The organism is Bradyrhizobium sp. LB14.3, assembly GCF_040547985.1.
Taxonomy (GTDB): domain Bacteria; phylum Pseudomonadota; class Alphaproteobacteria; order Rhizobiales; family Xanthobacteraceae; genus Bradyrhizobium.
This window is the reverse complement of record NZ_JBEPQT010000023.1, coordinates 1-16,673: the sequence shown is the minus strand read 5'-3', so window position 1 is coordinate 16,673 and position 16,673 is coordinate 1. Positions and strand designations below refer to the sequence as shown.

General features: G+C 62.1%; 12 protein-coding genes, 1 tRNA gene and 3 pseudogenes. 3 read left to right on the top strand and 13 right to left on the bottom strand.

The features are described from left to right. Positions 1 to 11: 11 nt before the first annotated feature. The 8 genes and pseudogenes from ABIB00_RS30010 to ABIB00_RS29975 form a co-directional block, all read right to left on the bottom strand. A complete protein-coding gene (locus ABIB00_RS30010) occupies positions 12 to 1,313 on the bottom strand; it encodes an O-acetylhomoserine aminocarboxypropyltransferase/cysteine synthase family protein (RefSeq protein ID WP_354106852.1) in 1,302 nt (433 codons plus the stop codon). A 251-nt stretch (positions 1,314 to 1,564) separates the two neighbouring features. Further along, positions 1,565 to 3,139 (bottom strand): amidase family protein, encoded by a 1,575-nt coding sequence (locus ABIB00_RS30005; RefSeq protein ID WP_354106851.1) that lies wholly within the window; start codon positions 3,137 to 3,139, stop codon positions 1,565 to 1,567. A gap of 362 nt (positions 3,140 to 3,501) precedes the next feature. After that, positions 3,502 to 3,612, bottom strand: a pseudogene (locus ABIB00_RS30000) (6-chlorohydroxyquinol-1,2-dioxygenase); the annotation flags it as partial. 123 nt (positions 3,613 to 3,735) lie between these two features. Then, complete coding sequence (locus ABIB00_RS29995) at positions 3,736 to 5,910, bottom strand: cytochrome P450/oxidoreductase (protein WP_354106850.1); 2,175 nt, start codon at positions 5,908 to 5,910, stop codon at positions 3,736 to 3,738. Then, positions 5,907 to 7,226 (bottom strand): FAD-dependent oxidoreductase, encoded by a 1,320-nt coding sequence (locus tag ABIB00_RS29990; RefSeq protein WP_354106849.1) that lies wholly within the window; start codon positions 7,224 to 7,226, stop codon positions 5,907 to 5,909. The genes ABIB00_RS29995 and ABIB00_RS29990 overlap by 4 nt, the downstream gene beginning before the upstream one ends. Beyond that, on the bottom strand, positions 7,217 to 8,068 hold the full coding sequence (locus ABIB00_RS29985; protein WP_354106848.1) for an ABC transporter permease: 852 nt from the start codon (positions 8,066 to 8,068) through the stop codon (positions 7,217 to 7,219). Before ABIB00_RS29985 ends, ABIB00_RS29990 begins: the two co-directional genes overlap by 10 nt. After that, positions 8,061 to 8,834 (bottom strand): ABC transporter ATP-binding protein, encoded by a 774-nt coding sequence (locus tag ABIB00_RS29980; RefSeq protein ID WP_247444621.1) that lies wholly within the window; start codon positions 8,832 to 8,834, stop codon positions 8,061 to 8,063. Before ABIB00_RS29980 ends, ABIB00_RS29985 begins: the two co-directional genes overlap by 8 nt. 41 nt (positions 8,835 to 8,875) lie before the next feature. Then, on the bottom strand, positions 8,876 to 9,865 hold the full coding sequence (locus ABIB00_RS29975) for an ABC transporter substrate-binding protein (protein ID WP_354106847.1): 990 nt from the start codon (positions 9,863 to 9,865) through the stop codon (positions 8,876 to 8,878). 146 nt (positions 9,866 to 10,011) lie between these two features. Between ABIB00_RS29975 and ABIB00_RS29970 the strand changes: the two genes are divergently transcribed. After that, positions 10,012 to 10,965 carry a LysR family transcriptional regulator gene (locus ABIB00_RS29970; RefSeq protein WP_354106846.1) on the top strand — a complete coding sequence of 318 codons (954 nt, stop codon included), beginning with the start codon at positions 10,012 to 10,014 and terminating at the stop codon, positions 10,963 to 10,965. A gap of 135 nt (positions 10,966 to 11,100) precedes the next feature. Here the strand turns inward: ABIB00_RS29970 and ABIB00_RS29965 are convergent. Further along, positions 11,101 to 11,190 (bottom strand) — tRNA-Ser (locus tag ABIB00_RS29965). Positions 11,191 to 11,387: 197 nt separating this feature from the next. Here ABIB00_RS29965 and ABIB00_RS29960 point away from each other — a divergent pair. Beyond that, entirely contained in the window at positions 11,388 to 11,729 is a 342-nt protein-coding gene (locus ABIB00_RS29960) for a hypothetical protein (RefSeq protein WP_354106845.1), read from the top strand. A gap of 53 nt (positions 11,730 to 11,782) precedes the next feature. On the opposite strand, the gene ABIB00_RS29955 is transcribed toward ABIB00_RS29960, so the two are convergent. From ABIB00_RS29955 to ABIB00_RS29945, 3 genes are all read right to left on the bottom strand, one after another. Next, positions 11,783 to 13,246, bottom strand: coding sequence for a trehalose-6-phosphate synthase (locus tag ABIB00_RS29955; protein WP_354106844.1), 1,464 nt, complete (start codon positions 13,244 to 13,246; stop codon positions 11,783 to 11,785). A 240-nt stretch (positions 13,247 to 13,486) separates the two neighbouring features. After that, positions 13,487 to 14,308 carry a trehalose-phosphatase gene (otsB, locus tag ABIB00_RS29950; protein ID WP_247345041.1) on the bottom strand — a complete coding sequence of 274 codons (822 nt, stop codon included), beginning with the start codon at positions 14,306 to 14,308 and terminating at the stop codon, positions 13,487 to 13,489. Between the two features lie 3 nt (positions 14,309 to 14,311). Beyond that, a complete protein-coding gene (locus ABIB00_RS29945) occupies positions 14,312 to 15,799 on the bottom strand; it encodes an MFS transporter (RefSeq protein ID WP_354106843.1) in 1,488 nt (495 codons plus the stop codon). A 176-nt stretch (positions 15,800 to 15,975) separates the two neighbouring features. Here ABIB00_RS29945 and ABIB00_RS29940 point away from each other — a divergent pair. Further along, positions 15,976 to 16,313: pseudogene (locus ABIB00_RS29940) on the top strand (DUF3175 domain-containing protein). 39 nt (positions 16,314 to 16,352) lie between these two features. Here the strand turns inward: ABIB00_RS29940 and ABIB00_RS29935 are convergent. Further along, positions 16,353 to 16,673 (bottom strand): annotated as a pseudogene (locus ABIB00_RS29935) (methyl-accepting chemotaxis protein); the annotation flags it as partial.

Below are 16,673 nucleotides of genomic sequence, written 5' to 3'. Positions count from 1 at the left end.
GGTGCCGCCGCCTACTCCGCGGCCTGGAGGCGCGCGGACGGGCAGGCCTTTTCCAGCGCCTGGTCGATGTCCTCGATGATATCGGCGGAATGTTCGATACCGATCGAGAGACGAATCGTTTCCGGCAAGACGCCAGCGACCCGCTGCTGCTCCGCCGACATCTGCCGGTGCGTGGTCGATGCCGGATGGCAGGCCAGCGACTTGGCATCGCCGATATTGACCAGGCGCGTGATCAGCTTCAGCGCATCGTAGAAGGACTTTCCTGCTTCCATGCCGCCCTTGATGCCAAAGGTGAACAGCGAGGACGCGTTGCCGTCGAGATATTTCTGCACCAGCGGATAATAGGGACTGTCCGGGAAACCGGTGTAGTTGACCCAGGCGACGCGCGGGTCCTTACGCAGGAATTCGGCGACCTTGCGGGCATTCTCGCAGTGGCGCTCCATGCGCAGCGCCACGGTCTCGATGCCCTGGATCAGCAGGAAGGCGTTGAACGGCGACAGCACCGAACCCATGGTGCGTTGATAGATGCTCCGCGCGCGCTCGATATAGGCAGTGCGGCCGAAGCGCTCGGCATAGACGAGGCCGTGGTACGAGGCGTCCGGCTTGTTGTAACCGGGGAAGCGGTCCGCGTACCTGGCCCAGGGGAAGTTGCCGGAATCGACGATGGCGCCGCCGAGCGTGGTGCCGTGGCCGCCCAGGAATTTGGTCAGCGAATGCACGGCGATGTCGGCGCCGTAATCGAACGGCTTGAGCAGGATTGGGGTTGCAACCGTATTGTCCACGATCAGCGGCACACCGTGCGCGTGAGCGATCTTTGCCAGCGCCTCGATATCGCAGACATTGCCGGCGGGATTGCCGATGGTTTCGGCGAACACGGCGCGGGTGTTCTCGTCGATCAGCTTTTCGACCGCCTCAGGCTTGTCGCTCTCGGCAAAGCGGCCGGTGATGCTCTGCCGCGGCAGGATGTGCGAGAGCAGCGTATGCGTGGTGCCGTAGAGCTGCGGCATGGAAACGATGTTGCCGCCGTGATCGGCGACGTTGACGAAGGCGAAATGCAGCGCCGCCTGCCCGGTCGCGACCGCAAGCGCGCCGACGCCGCCCTCAAGCTCGGCGATACGCTTTTCCAGCACCGCGCTGGTCGGATTGGCGATGCGGCTGTAGCGATAGCCTTCGGCCTCGAGATTGAAGAGCGCCGCGCCGTGATCGGCGCTGTCGAAGGCGTAAGCCGCGGTCTGGTAGATCGGCACGGCAACCGCGTGCGTGGTGGCTTCGGGCTCGTAGCCGGCGTGAATAGCGATCGTCTCGTTGCGCATCGTGCCACCTCCGCGTGGAGCGGGCCGCACTTATTGGCCTGTATGAGGCATGTGCGTTGTCCGCCGTCCCTCTGTTAGAGGCGGGTGGTAAAGCGAACAATAATTCGTCTAGAGATCGAGGAAGTAACCCTAACGGTTGTTGGGGAATTGGCTAAAATTCGAGTCAAATTGGATTAATGAAGCTTTGCGCAGCCGGCTGAGCGGTTTCCTTCTCCCCTTTTGCAAGGGGAGAAGGTGAGGCCTTCGCAGTCTCAATCCATCTGTTCCCACAGCCGATGGGCAAGCACGCCGGCCCGCTTCTCGATCGCGGCCGCCGCATCGAGCGCGAGGTCCTCGCGATAGCGCCCGGCGATGAGCTGCACGCCGATCGGCTTGCCATCGTGCAGCGTCACCGGCACCACGGCGCCCGGCAAACCCAGCACGTTGATCGCGGAGATGAAGCGGATCTCGCCCCAGAAGATCTCGCGCACGCGTTCGGCACTGACGGTGTCTTCACGCGGGCCCGGCGTCGGCTTCACCGTGGTCGGCGCCAGCACGACCGGATATTCCTCGAAGAACAGCTGCCAGGCGCGGATGTGGCCGTTGCGCGCGGCAGTCGCCTGCATCCAGGCCTTGAGGTCGAGCACATTGGCCTTGGCCTTCATGCCGCCCCACGCCTTGTGGAAGTCTTCAGACGTCACCTTCAGCATGCCGGCCTCCTGCAACACCATCGTCTCATTGGTGATGATGTCGCACCAGGTCTGCCAGACGCCGTCGATGTCGGGCACATCAACCTCGCTGACCCGATAGCCGGAACGCTCCAGATGATCGGCGGCCTGACGCAACGCCGTGCGAACGGACGGATCGACGTCCATGTCTTCAGGAATCTTGGCGAGCGCGACCTTGATCGGGCCCTTCGGCTTCGGTCCCACCAGCGGCGCCGGCACCCACCAGGGATCGCGCGGATCGCGCTGGCTCATCACTTCCAGCGCGAGCCTGATGTCGGCGACGTGGCGGGCGAGCGGCCCCTGTGCCGACATCAGATGTGCCAGCATCGGCCGCTCGGCGGTTGCGCTTGCGTTGAACGCGGGAATACGCCCCTGCGTCGGCTTGATGGTCGCAACGCCGTTGCAATGCGCCGGCCAGCGCAGCGAGCCGCCGATGTCGTTGCCGTGCGCGATAGTGCCGATGCCGGCGGCGACCGCCGAACCCGCGCCGCCCGAGGAGCCACCGCAGGTGATATCAGGATCCCAGGGATTGAGCGTCAGCCCGTGCAAGGGATTGTCGGTGAAGCCGCGGAAAGAGAATTCCGGGGTGTTGGTGAGGCCGATAACGACCGCGCCGGCCTTCTTCAGGTTGCGCACCACGGGCGAATCCGACGGCGCAACGAGATCCTTGTTCGCCGGCACGCCGTTGAAATTCGGACGGCCTTCGTAATCGACATTCTCTTTGATCGTGATCGGTACGCCGTGCATGAGGCCGAGTTCGCCGCCCTTCGCGCGCTGCTTGTCGGCCGCATGCGCCGCAGCCAGCGCCTCCTCCGAGAGATCGACGACGACGGCGTTCAGCCGCGGATTGACGGCACGCATCCGCTCGAGATGCGCCTCGACGGTCTCGACCGCGGAGATGGCGCCGGAGCGGATTGCGGCTGCGGTCTCGACCGCCGACCATTGCCAGGCCGGCCCTTTCGGGCGGCGTGGTGCTGATGATTTGCGCGGAGCGGCCTTCTTGACCGGCTTCGTTGCAGCCTTCGCAAACACGCTTTTGCGAACGGTGCTCGTCTTGCCGGAGGTCTTTGCTGCTTTCTTCGCAGCACTTTTCTTCCTGGTCGCCGTTTTCTTCGCCACGTCGCATCTCCTCAAATTGCGCCGCGGAAGTTATGGAGGTCACGCGCCCGTGTACAGGCGCGTTTCTGCATGGCGCGCCGTCGCGGCCGAAGGCGCGCCAGATACGCTCATGAACCTTTAGGTGTTTTCCCATGACCCATGTATTGGCTGAACAACGGAACGCACTACCGCCAAGATTGCCGCGTCGCGACCGGGTTTTTGACGCCCCCATTTGGACAGCGACCAATCGGAGCATTTGCCTGCAGCCGCATAGTATCGCCATGTCGGCAGCGATCGCCGATGGAAGCGTGTCGCGGACCGGATGGCGCCTCGCGCTCGACGAACGGGGTATGCGACGTCTTGCCGTCCGAGAATTCCTCTAGCGTCAAGATGAAATCGAAATGGGAACGCCACGGAGTGAATTCGCGGTCGAACCTCTCATAGGACGCAACGAGCGATCTCTTGACGCCGAACACAGAGTCGGAATTGAGGTGCTGGGCATGGAGGACACCAAGCGCAGCGGCACAGCTTGCGCTCCTTGTCGCAGAACTTTTCGAAGGTGCTTGAGCGATGGCAAGGATCGGATACGCCGCAAGTGTTCATCACTTCTCGCCAGCCTACAGATCAAGAACCAGGCGATCACCTTTGCAGCCGCCACAGCATACCATCATCGATTTATTCGCGGCCTTTTCCTCGGCGCTCAACACAGAATCCCGGTGGTCCGGCTCGCCGGCGAGGACCTGCGTTTCGCATGAACCGCAAACGCCCTGCTCACACGACACCGGCACCTCGACACCGACCCGGCGGAGCGCATCGACGATGCGCTCGCCCGGCTCGACCCTGACGATGCGGCCGCTGCCGGCGAGTTCGACGTCAAAGCCACCGCTCCGCGCCGCTTCGTGCCTGGCCGAGAAATATTCGAGATGCACGCATTCCTTCGGTCGGACAGCGAAAATCCGTTCGAATGCTTGCATCATCGGCTTCGGCCCGCAGCAATAGAAATGCGTGTCCACCGGCGCACCGGCCTCGATGCTTGCGAGATCGAGTACCGAGCCGGCCTCTTCGTCGATGTGGAGATGAACATTCGGATCACCCGACAATTCATCGAGAAACGCAACTTCGGATTCGGCGCGAGCCGCGAAGTAGAGTTGATGCGTCAAGCCGAGCTGCGCGGCGCGGCGCTTCATGCTGATGATGGGCGTGACGCCGATCCCACCTGCGATGAACACGCTGTTACGCGCGATTTCGACCAGCGGAAAGTTGTTGCGCGGTCCTGATATCCGGATGTCGTCGCCGACTCGCAGCTTCTCGAAAATGAAGGCTGAGCCGCCCAGGCCCGCGTGCTCGCGTTTCACGCCGATCTGAATTCTGCCCGCACCGCCCTTGCCGAGTACAACCGAATATTGCCGAGTCAAGCCGTTGGGCAGGTGCACGTCGATGTGCGCGCCCGGCGACGCCTCGGGCAGGGGCGAGCCATTGGCCGATCGCAATGTGACCAGCCATATGTCCTTCGCGACTTCGACGATTCCGGCGACGGTAACCGCGAGATGGTTGAGCGGCTCGGCCAGTGAAATCGGCTGATCGCGCTTGGCTTCCCGGTCCTCGCCTGTCATGACCTCGACATGCATGGTCTTGAGACCGCGCAGCGCGTTGTTGATGCCCCATTGCTCGTCACGGATGACGAAACGGGTGACGCGCTTCGCCAGCGCCTGCAACAGGCATGTGATTTCGAGACGAGCAAGATGCATCCCGACGCAGATATGCGGGCCGAACCCGAAGCCGATATGGTCCCGTGTGTCGCGACGCACATCGAATATCTCGGGGCTTTTCCAGGCACGTTCATCCCGGTTCGCAGAGGCATAAAGCAGCAACATCCGCGTGCCCGCTGGCAACTCGACACCATCGAACTCTGCATCCCGCGTGAGCACGCGGGTGAAGCCGCGCACGGGCGACTCCCATCGAATGCCTTCATTGATCGCGCCCGATATGAGGCTCCAGTCGCGTCGCACCAAGTCCCATTGATCCGGAAATCTTGCGAACGCGCGCACGATGTTCCCCGTGGCAAAGATGGTGGTGTCGAGGCTCGGGCTAATATAATCACGCATCATGGCCGGACATTTGTCGCGCGGAATATCACCACGTTCCGCCGCCCTCCAGATCGCGGCGGCCCAGCCATCGGGGCGCAGCGATCCGATCGTCGCCGGGTTCCTGCAATAGGCGTGCAGCTCTTCGATCTTCGGCATGGCCGCCTGCGCACGTCCATTCATGGGTCCGAGCGCATCGAAGGTCGCGCCTGCCCATTTCAGCATGTTGCCGCGGCCTTCCTCAGGCAGACCGACAAGGCGCGAGACGATCGTGACCGGTAGATATTGCGCCAGTTCGCTCATGACCTCGAATTCGCCCAGCCGGACGAGACGCTCGACAACGGCCTCAGCCTCGTCCTTCACCGATGGTGATATTTTGCGCAGCGCGGGAACTGTGAGCGGCTCGCGGATAATCGAGCGCATGCGCGTGTGATCAGGAGGATCGCTTGTGATGGCGTTGCCGAGGCCGGCGGTATTAAGTACATCGTTGGCAGCGACGCCCTTGGCGCTCGAAAACAGCTCGTGATTCAGCAGTGCAGCCTTCACATCGGCATGGCGACTCATGGCCCACAGATTGTGCTTAGGCAGATACACGACCGAACCGAGTTCGCGGATGACTCGATAATGATCGTAAGGATCGAGGATCACTTCGTCGGAGTAGAGGTCAACATCGTAAGATGACGAGTGGAGCGCACCGGGCGCATTCATATCGCGCTCTCCGTCCACGGATCGACTGCGAAGTTCTCCAGATTGGCGCTAAGAGCGGATTCGAGCTCTGCAAACGACACGTCCCGGACGGATCCGGCGCCAGCGAGTTTTAGCGCATGTGCAGCCGCCTGCCCCATCGCGAAGCATGGACCCATCACGCGCACCGAGGCAAGGGCTGCCGTGTCTCCATCGATGCAGCGCCCGGCTGCGACGAGATTGTCGGCGTCGCGATGGATCATGCTGGAAAGCGGCACATAGTGCATGTGGTCTGGATCTTCAAACTCTTCCCAATAGACGCGCTCGGCGGAGTTGTGGGCCTCGACGGGCCAGGTGCAGCGAGCCACCGCGTCCTTCGGTCGCCGGCCGCCGCGCACTTCATCAAGGGTGAGATGATGATCGGCCACGTACCAGCGTGTCTGACGAATGCCTGGCTGCCCGTAGGATCGGATGCCGGCGTTGGCCATAACTTCAGGGTACTCCGATTTGAAGAATTCCATCAGCACATCGGCTTGGTCCTTGCCCGCCAAAGCCGCATCGGCGGCGGCGATCGGTTCTGTGGGATTGGGGATGTGCGTCATGTTGACGGTTGCGATATCACGGCCGGGGTATTTGAAAATGAACCCGTCCCTGCGGGGCAAACCGAATTCGCTACTGCGGCGCTGCAAGGCTTCCTCGACCTTGAACCCGTCGATCAGGTCGGCCTTGTCAACGTCGAAGCCTTCTATGATGAACATCTGAGTTCCCCATTGTGCTTCGTCGGGTTCGCGCACCGGAAGTCCCGCGTGCCATGCGACGGTGGAATCTCCGGAAGCATCGATGAATCCGTGAGCGGAGATTTTGAGGTCGCCCCAGCGGGTCGCCACATCAAGCGTCGTGACCCGACGGTCCGCCATAGAGGCGTTGCGGACCACGCCTCCGAGAACGAGTTCCACCCCGGCGTCGCGAAGCGCGCGTTCGGTCCAGCGCCCCGTCAACGCTTCATCATATTGCAGCACCAGCGTATTCAGAGCGCGACGCGCATGAATAGCATTGCGCTGCCAAAGGTCCTTCAGCAGGTCGTCGACAGGACCGAATGTGAGCCGGCGTGGCCGCGGTCCATTGTCGTAGAGCCCGCAGATCGTTCCAAGCAATGTCCCGACCAACTGCCCGCCGACATTTGGCATCGCTTCAACAAGGACGGTCTTGAGACCGAGTGTTGCGGCTGTCAGTGCCGCCATCGAACCTGCAGCACCGCTGCCGACGACGCAAATGTCTGCTTGCAGTCTTGTGGCTCCAGACGCTTTGGAAACGATATGAGTTGCTGAGTTCATCGCCATTTCAGCAGCGCCTTTTCGAGCCGGCCGAGCAGCCAGGAAATCACCAGCCCTGTCGCCGAGAGCAGGAGAACGCCCGCCACGAGCCGGTCCGTCTGCATGAGATTTCCGGCGAGCAGGATCAGCGCGCCGATGCCATATTCGGCGCCGATCATTTCGGCAGACACCAGGAGGATCAGCGCGATCGCCGCACTGATCCGAAACCCGGCAAGGACGCCGGGAAGCGAGCCAGGCAGGATGATCTTGAACACTATAGAGCGCCAGGAAAGTCCGAAGCTTTGTCCCATGCGGATCAGGCCGCGCGGAACATTGTCCACCGCGCTGAATGTGCTGATCACGGTCGGCGAGAAGACGCCGAGGACGATAACGGCGGTCTTGGAACTCTCTCCGATGCCGAGCCATACGATCAGCAACGGCAGGATGGCGATCATTGGAATGGGATAAAGCCCGGAGACGATGGGCAGCGCGCCGGCCCGGGCGATCGAGAAAACACCCATGGCGCAGCCGACGATCAGTCCCATGATCGTGCCGATGAGCCATCCGCTCGCCACGCGCGAGAGCGAAGCGGACACCTGGCTCGTGAAATCGTCGGCGGCCGCCATCTTGAGGAGTGCGCTTCCGACCTGAACCGGGCTGGGGAGGACCAACGGTGAAAGATATCCGGACGCTGCTGCCAGCTGCCAGATCGCCATAAGGCCGATGATCGCCGCCCAGCCGATCCAGGCATTCGGCCGAGGGTCGAATCCGCCACCACGGAATCTGACGACCGCTTCCGGGCCTTCATCCTTAGAACCCGTGGAGTTGCGCTGGGACGCGTCCTGCACCAGTTTGAGTGCGCTAGACATCGGCAACCTCGCGATCCGCCATCACGGCTTCTGCCTTGATCAGCGACCAGAGTTCATTGTGCAGTCTCGCCATTTCGGCCGCGGATTCCGGAAGCACACGCTGGTCGCGCGGGATGTCGACTGGGACGATCTTCTTGAGCCGGCCGGGCCTCCGCGAAAGCACGACGACCTTGTCTCCGACCCTCAGCGCCTCATCGAGGTTGTGTGTCACCCAGATGCCGGTGGCGGATTCGCGCCGGAAAATCTCGAGCAAGTCCTCGATCAGAAGGTCACGTGTCTGGGCGTCTAGCGCGGACAGGGGTTCGTCCAACAGCAACACCGCCGGGGTGACGGCAATCGCGCGCGCAATGCCGACACGTTGCTTCATGCCGCCCGATAGTTGCCTGGGCAGGGCCTCCGCGAAGTCCGAAAGCCCGCACATCGTTAGCGCGCGGCCGACGCGCGAGGCGAGTTCGCCTGCCGGAAGCTTGTGCTCTTCGAGCGCAAGGGCCACGTTTCCCCTGACCGTGCGCCAGGGCAACAAAGCGAAATCCTGGAACACGTAGGTCAGCGGATTGAGCGAACCCGCGGGAGGCGCCCCGCGCAGCCTGACTTCGCCGGATGAAGGCGCGATCAGCCCTCCGATGATGCCTAAAAGGGTCGATTTCCCGCAGCCCGAGGGACCAATCAGGCAGACCACCTCCCCGCTTTTGACATCAAAGCTGACGTTCTGAAGGGCATTGGTGCCGCCATACCAATGCGAGATCGCAGCAACCGACAGATCCATGGCTCGCTTCCTCTCTCGACTTCCTCAGGGAGGATCGACGGCTATTTAAAATTTTCCTTCACGACCTCTACGAAGGACGCATCGGCAACTTTGTCGACGGTGACGCCGGCATCGACAAAACCGCGGGCCTTGTACCAGTCGAGCTGCGCGGCGACGTTGGCGATATTGTAGCTGGCCTGCTTGTTGACATAGGGCAGGCCATCCATCACCACGGCCCGCGAGGTGTTGGTGTACTTTTCAATGATTGGGAAAAGCGCTTCAGCATCCTTGCCGAAGACATGCTTGCCACCGGCGTCGAGATGATTGAATGCCGCGTCGTATTCGGCCGTTGCGCGCTTATAGGCCTTGATGAAATGCTCTACCACGCTGCGGCGCTTGTCGATCATGTCCTTGGATGCGATGACGCCGGACACCTGCCACGGTGTTTCCGCCGCAACCCAACCAAGTAGTTTAACCGCGCCTCCCGCGCTCAGCGGATTGGCAACGAAGGATGGCAGCGCCGCAGCATCGACCGCGCCAGACTTGACGGCGCCAACCATGTTGGCGACCGACTGCAGTGGAACGACCGAAACGGCCTTGTTGTCCCAGCCATATTTGTCGGTGAGCATTCCAACATTGTAGTGGAACGTCGAACCGAGCTGCGTTACCCCGAAACGCTTGCCCGGCAAGTCCCTGATGCTCCTGAGGCCTTTGTCGTAGGCCTCGTTGGAAGCAACGACACCGATGAACTGATAGCCACGCTCCTCCCAGGCTTCCCCTGCGATGATGCGCAACGTACCCTGACCGGCCAGATTATACATGCCGGCCGTGAACCCGGTGACGCCGATATCGCAAGCGCCCGCCGAAACGGCCACGGCGACGGGTTGCGCGGCATCGAAATAGGCAAGGGTGATGTCGAGCCCTTCGTCTGCGTAGTAGCCTTTCTCGACGGCAATGAAATTTGCGGCCGACGAGGTGAACCTCAACCCACAGACCTTGACGGGATCGGCTGCGTGGGCGACCGAAGCCAGAGTCGAGATCGCGCAGGCCACAAGCCCAGCAATCGTGCGGTTTCTCATGAGAGATCCTCCCGTTTCCTTTTGGTTGGTTGGAAACAGAGAAGCCTGCCCAGGCCTATTGACACAATGAAAGCTTTTGCCATCCTCTATGCCTTGAAGGCATAGCAATTAGGGACGACATGGCTGCCGACAGGACGAGTGAAGATTCCGTCGAATACGGACAAGTCAGGAAAACCGTTGCGGACAGGCGGCGCCTGAGCCTCCGCCAGATTGAGGTGTTCCGGGCGGTTATGGCGTCAGGCACCTTGAATGGCGCGGCCAAAGTCCTGGCCACCACGCAGCCCAGCGTTTCGCGCATCGTGCAGCGTTGCGAGGACATTCTCGGTTTGACCCTGTTCAAGCGAACCAAGGGGCGGCTTGTCCCCACGGGGGAGGCCATTCGGCTGCTGGGTTTGGCAAGCAAGGTCTTCGATGAGCTGGACGAGCTAGGGAGTGCGGTTGAGCGCCTCGTCAACGGCGACGGAGGACTATTTCGAATCGGCGCCACCGGCAGCCCGGGTCGTGCGGTGGTGCCCAACGTCATCGCCCGCATGCACGAGGACCTTCCGAAGCTGCAGTTTCATATCGATGTTCTGATGTTGGAGCAGATCATCGACTACCTGCTCCTCCAAAAGGGAGAATGTGTAGTTTCTATCTTTCCAGTAGCTCACCCTTTGATCGAAAGCGTGCCCGTGCGTCCATGCAAACTCGTTGCGCTTGTTCCGTCTGCTGATCCGTTGGCGGCTTTCGACAAACTGACGGCCACGGACCTCAAGGACAAGTTCTTGATCCTTTTTGAGCCTCATACGCCCCACGGCTCGATCGCGGAAAAGCAGTTTAGAGAAATTGGGATCGAGCCGCACGTTGGCATACGGGTCCGCCATATCGAAACGGCGATAGGCCTTGTGCACGAAGGCGTTGGGATAGCAATCGTCGACGATGTCGCGGTCGTCGGTGAGACCGGCCGACGCTTCAGCACGATAGACATCGATGGCAGTCCGGCCCTTTCGGTGCATCTGAGCTGGAACCGTGAACAGTCGCAGTCGCAGATGTTTCGGCATTTCAGGCGACTGCTTCACCTACCCGCGCAATGAGGGACGACACCTGCGAGCACGCACTCGACATTGCCAGCCGGAATCCGCCGCCTAGACTTTCGCCGCCGGCGGCTGCCGGAGCCCTCGCGCAAGTCCTTCTCGATACTGACTAATTTTCTTCTTGGTTTTGACGAATGGCGGAGAGAGTGGGATTCGAACCCACGGTACGGTTTCCCGCACACACGCTTTCCAAGCGTGCGCCTTAAGCCACTCGGCCATCTCTCCGGAGCGCACTCTCTTGAAGGGGCGCCGATGATTTTGCAAGGGATCGCGGGGAAATCGGGTTAAATTTCCGTAAGATCTTGTATTTCATAGATAATATCGGACGCGGCCTCAGCGCTCGGAACCCGCTACGGGCCGAACCGGCGGCAGGTTTGGGGCGACGATTCACTTGAGAATGCCCAACCACGACCGGGAGCACCATGACCATCCGTAACGCCATCATCGCGCTGAGCCTGATTTCGGCCCTTGCCGCCGCCTTCGCCGGACCGGCCGCTGCACAAATCTGCACCCGGCAAGGGGTCGACGTGAGCTGCGACGACGGACGGCGCGGGATGCTTTCGGGCGATGCCATCCTCTGGCCCGACGGCACGCGCTCGAGCTCGACGCCGCACCAGAGCGTAATCATCGGCAACAAAAGCTCAGTGCTTGTCGGGCCTGGCGTGTTTGTCGGCCAGGGCAAGGGCATGGTGCCGCTGGACGGTCCGAACGCGCCGAACAAGCGGCAGTGCGCGATTTTGGAGCGCGTGTCATATTGCTACTGAAGGGCTGTAGCCACTCACCTCGGCCCTTCCCATAAGAATCGGGCGAGCAAGAGCTAAATCAACCGCACACCTGAGATCGCGGACTTCAGCCAGCGCAACGCCTGAGGCGGCTGTGCTTCGAGCGGCGCCACCGCGGCCTTTTCGGTCCGGCACTTCTCCAGCTCGGCGACAAAATCCGCCGACCATTGCTGGATGGTGTGGCCGCGCAGCTTCTTCATCATCGCTTCCCAGCGTATCTTGCGCTCGGTGAGCGGCATCGCGGCCGCGACCGCGATCGCGCGCGCCATGCCGTCGATGTCGTGCGGATTGACCAGGAGGGCAGTGTCGAGTTCGTTGGCCGCGCCGGCGAATTTCGACAGCACCAGCACGCCGGGATCGGCCGGATTTTGCGCGGCGACGTATTCCTTGGCGACCAGATTCATGCCGTCATGCAGCGGCGTCACCACGCCGATCTGCGCGGTGCGGTAAAGACCCGAGAGCACGGCCTGGCTAAATCCCTTGTTGAGATAGCGGATCGGTGTCCAGTCGGCCTCGCCGTGGCGCCCGTTCACGTCGGACACGAGACGCGCGACCTCGCTCTGGAGATTGCCATAGGCCTCGATGGCACCGCGCGAGGGATTTGCGATCTGCAACAGCGAGATGCTGCGCGCAAACTGCGGATGCTCGGTCCAGAGCCGGTCGAATGCGCTGATGCGGTTGACGAGGCCCTTGGAATAGTCGAGGCGGTCGACGCCGATTGCCAGCCGCTCGCCGTTGAGGCTGCGGCGCAGCCGCGACACGTCCGGATGCGAAACCGACTTCGCCGCATATTGCGCGAACTTCTCGGCATCGATGCCGATCGGAAAGACTTCGCAGCGAGTTCGGCCATACTGCGAGATCGCGACCCCGTCCTCGACAACGAGGCCCAGTTCGCCCGCCACATAGCCGAGAAAATTCTGGCAATCGTCATTGGTCTGGAAGCCGAGCAGATCGTAGGCCAACATCGCCGTGATCAGCTCGCGATGATTGGGCACGCCCTGCATCACCGCGGCGACCGGCCACGGCGTGTGCAGGAAGAAGCCGATCGGGTCGTCGACGCCGAGATGGCGCAGTTCCGCGCCGAGCGCGAGGAAATGATAGTCCTGCACCCAGAACGCCGTTTGTGCTTTCCGGAAGCGCATCAAGGCGCGCGCCATAAAGGCGTTGACCTCGCGATAGCTCACATAGTCATCACGCGAGACGCGGATCAGGTCGCTGCGCGAGTGCAGCGCCGGCCACAAGGCTGAGTTGGCAAAGCCTTCGTAATAGCCGCCATAATGCGCCGCCGGCAGATCCAGCGTTGCGATCGCACCCGAACCCAGTGCTTCAATCTCGGCAAACGGTTCCTTTTGATGGCCATCCCGCACGCGACCCGAGGAACCCACCCAGATTGCGCCTGAATTCTCAACGACCGGAAGCAACGCAGCCGCGAGCCCGCCCGTCATCGGCTCGTTAGGTTTGCCGCGCGCAACACGATTTGAAACGACGATTAAGTTCACAGGTCGTCCCCTCCTGTTCATTCCACCCCATTTAACTGCCGTTCATCAATATGGTTCCTGATCATCATTTCTTCGGATTGAAACCAAAATCAGGCGCGCGCATTGGAACCAGTTTTTCCTGATGGGAACATGCCGATTTCGTTCAACAAAAACCGGTTTAGTGGCCGGGACATGCAGCACGAATAGCGCGCGCACCGGAACCATTGCGAGCGCCCAATGTGGCTCCGAGGTGTCGGCGCCTTATTCCAACCTTGTGTCGTCGAGCAGACGCGCGAGGAACGTGCGCACATCGTTCGGCGCATCGAAATGGCCGTCGACGCCGATGGCGCGGCGGCCCACCGAGAACGAGAGCCCGTTCATGTCGGGCATGATCGCGAACACGGTCTCGTCGGTGACGTCGTCGCCGATGAAGATCGGGCGGCGCCCCTTGAATGGCTCGTGCGTCATCAACTCGCGCACGCCGGTCGCCTTGGTGAAACCGGAATGCTTGATCTCGCAGACGAACTTGCCCGGCAGCACCTCGATCGGCGCATTGGGCAGGTCGGCGCGGATCAGCGAAACGGATTCATAGATCGCTTTCTCCGCATGTGGCGCGAGGCGGTAGTGCAGCGCCAGCGAATAACCCTTGTCCTCGAGCAGAATGCCGGGACTGAGCTTGGCAACCGCCGCGAGCCGCCGCTTCAACTCCTTGTCCAGCGGCGGCGCGCTGACGGCATCGGCTTCGTTGTCCACCGAAAGCCGCATCTCCGCGCCGTGGCCGGCGACGGCGCGGAATACATCGGGCGCGAAGATCAGATCGATGTCGTTGAGCGAACGGCCGCTGACCATCGCCAGCGCGCCCGACGTGCGCTCCGTCAGCCGGTTCAGCGTTTCCGACAGGCTTGGCGGCACCCACACCTCACGCGGCGTCGGCATCAGGTCGAGCAGCGTCCCGTCGATGTCGAGCAGAATCGCTGTCTCGTTGAGATGCGGCACGAGTGCGTGAGGCACCGGCACCGCATCGGGCGCTTCAATGTCGACCATGGTGCGCTTTTGATCCAGTTCAGCCAGTTCCGATTTCATAGTCTACTCCATAGACGCTAGCGGCCGCGCGATTTCTTCGAGCGATTTGCGTTCCGATGAGACGGCATAGCGCCATGCCACGATCGCGGCCGCGATCATCAGGAATGACCCCAGCAAATAGCCCGCGAACACGCTTGTGCGTGATCCCGTATCGATCAGCACGCCGAATAGCGCGGGGCCGATCACGCCGCCGATGCCGGTGCCGACCGCGTAGAACACCGCGATCGCCAGCGCGCGGACCTCCAGGGGGAAAGTCTCGCTGACGGTGAGATAGGCGGCGCTCGCGGCGGGCGAGGCAAAGAAGAAAATCACCATCCACGCGATAGTCTGCTCCTGTGCGCTCAGCGCGCCGATCGAAAACAGATAGCCGGACAGCGCCAGCAACAGGCCCGACGCGCCATAGGTGAACATGATCATGATGCGGCGGCCGAGCGTATCGAACAGCCGGCCGAGCAGCAACGGACCAAGGAAATTTCCGGCGGCGAAGGGGAGCAGATACCAGCCGACATGATCGGCGCTGATCCCGTAAAAATCGGTCAGCACCAGCGCGAAGGTGAAGAAGATGGCATTGTAGAAGAAGGCCTGCGCGATCATCAGCACGAGGCCGACCATCGCCCGCTGGCGATAGACCGAGAACAGCGTGTGCACGACCTCCCGGATCGGCGTGTGATCGCGCATCTTCAGCCGGATCTTGGTGAAGCGCCCGTCGCTCGTATCCTGGTCGCGCCCGATCACCGAGCGCTCGATCTCGTCGACGATCTTGTGGGCCCGGTCGGGATGGCCGTGGATCATCAGCCAGCGCGGGCTCTCCGGAATCCACATCCGCATCAAGAGCACGACGAGGCCGATGGCCGCGCCGATGAGATAAGCAAGGCGCCAGCCGAGATCGGGACCGATCACAACGGGATCGAGCAGCACGATGGCCGCCACCGCGCCCATGGCAGCACCGATCCAGAAGCTGCCATTGATGACGAGATCGGTCCAGCCGCGATAGCGCGCCGGTACCAGTTCCTGGATCGTCGAATTGATCGCGGTGTATTCGCCGCCGATGCCCGCGCCGGTGAGGAAGCGAAACAGCGCATAGCTCGCGACATTCCATGACAGAGCCGTCGCGGCCGTTGCCGAGAGATAGAGCGCAAGCGTGATGAAGAACAGCTTCTTGCGGCCGATGCGGTCGGTCAGCCAGCCGAAACCGAGCGCGCCGAGCACAGCACCCGCAAGATAGGCGGAATTGGCGACGCCGAGATCGAGATTGGAGAAACGCATCGTGGGACTCTGCTTCAGCGCGCCGGAGAGCGCGCCGGCCAGCGTCACCTCGAGGCCATCCAGAATCCAGGTGATGCCGAGCGCGAGCACGACGCGCGTGTGAAAGCCGCTCCACGGCAGTGCGTCGAGTCGTGAGGGAATGCTGGTCTCGATGATGCGATCGACCGCAGCCGCCGTGGAGACCACAGGTCCATCATTCGGCGCTGGGCTTCGCTGCAATTCCATCGCGTTGTTGCATCTGACCAATGGACGCCCCGGCACGGGAGGTGGACGCTGTCGATCCGATCAAGGGGGTGCGGCATTCCGCCTGCCACCTGCGACAACGTCTGCGGCGAGGGCAGGTTCCCGTGGAACGACCGTTCGCGCCGCTGGTTTTTGGTGGAGCCGCAAGGAGTTGGCGCATGGCTCATGTCAGAAGGACGACACATTCTCGCAAAACAGCGGCGCGCAAGGGCACCAAACGCGCCTCACCGAAGCGCTGGTCACAGCGGGTGACGAAGGAGAGCGACGCGCTCGACCTCAAACACGGCGTGTTCAAGCTGACCAGCGCGAAGAAGATCGCGACTTCGCTGAAGCGCTCGGCCGAGCACAGCGCGCGCCGCAAGACCGGCGCCTACCGCTCGGCGCTGTCGATGCTGACGTTCTACATCAACCGCGCCGGCAAGACGCTGCCGCAGACGCAGCGCACGCGGCTGGAGCGAGCAAAGGTGAGCTGAAGCGGGTGTTCGGGAGGGAGTGAGCGCGGAACGCGCGCCCCTCGCTCTGCCGTAACGAAGCCTTACGCCGCCCGGATATTCCCCATGAAGCGGTCGAGCTCGGCGCGCAACCGGGTGCTTTCGGATGACAGCGTCTTGGCCGAGTGCAGCACCTCTTCCGAGGCCGAGCCGGTCTCGGCGGCGCCGCGATTGACCTGACCGATGTCGGTGGCGGCGGTCTGGGTGCCCTGTGCGACGGTCTGGACGCTGCGCGCGATTTCCTGCGTCGCCGCGCCCTGCTGCTCGACCGCGCTCGCAATCGACGTCGAGATCGACGAGATCTGGCCGATGGTGGCGCCGATCTCCTTGATCGCCGCAACCGATTCGGCAGTCGCGCCCTGCAT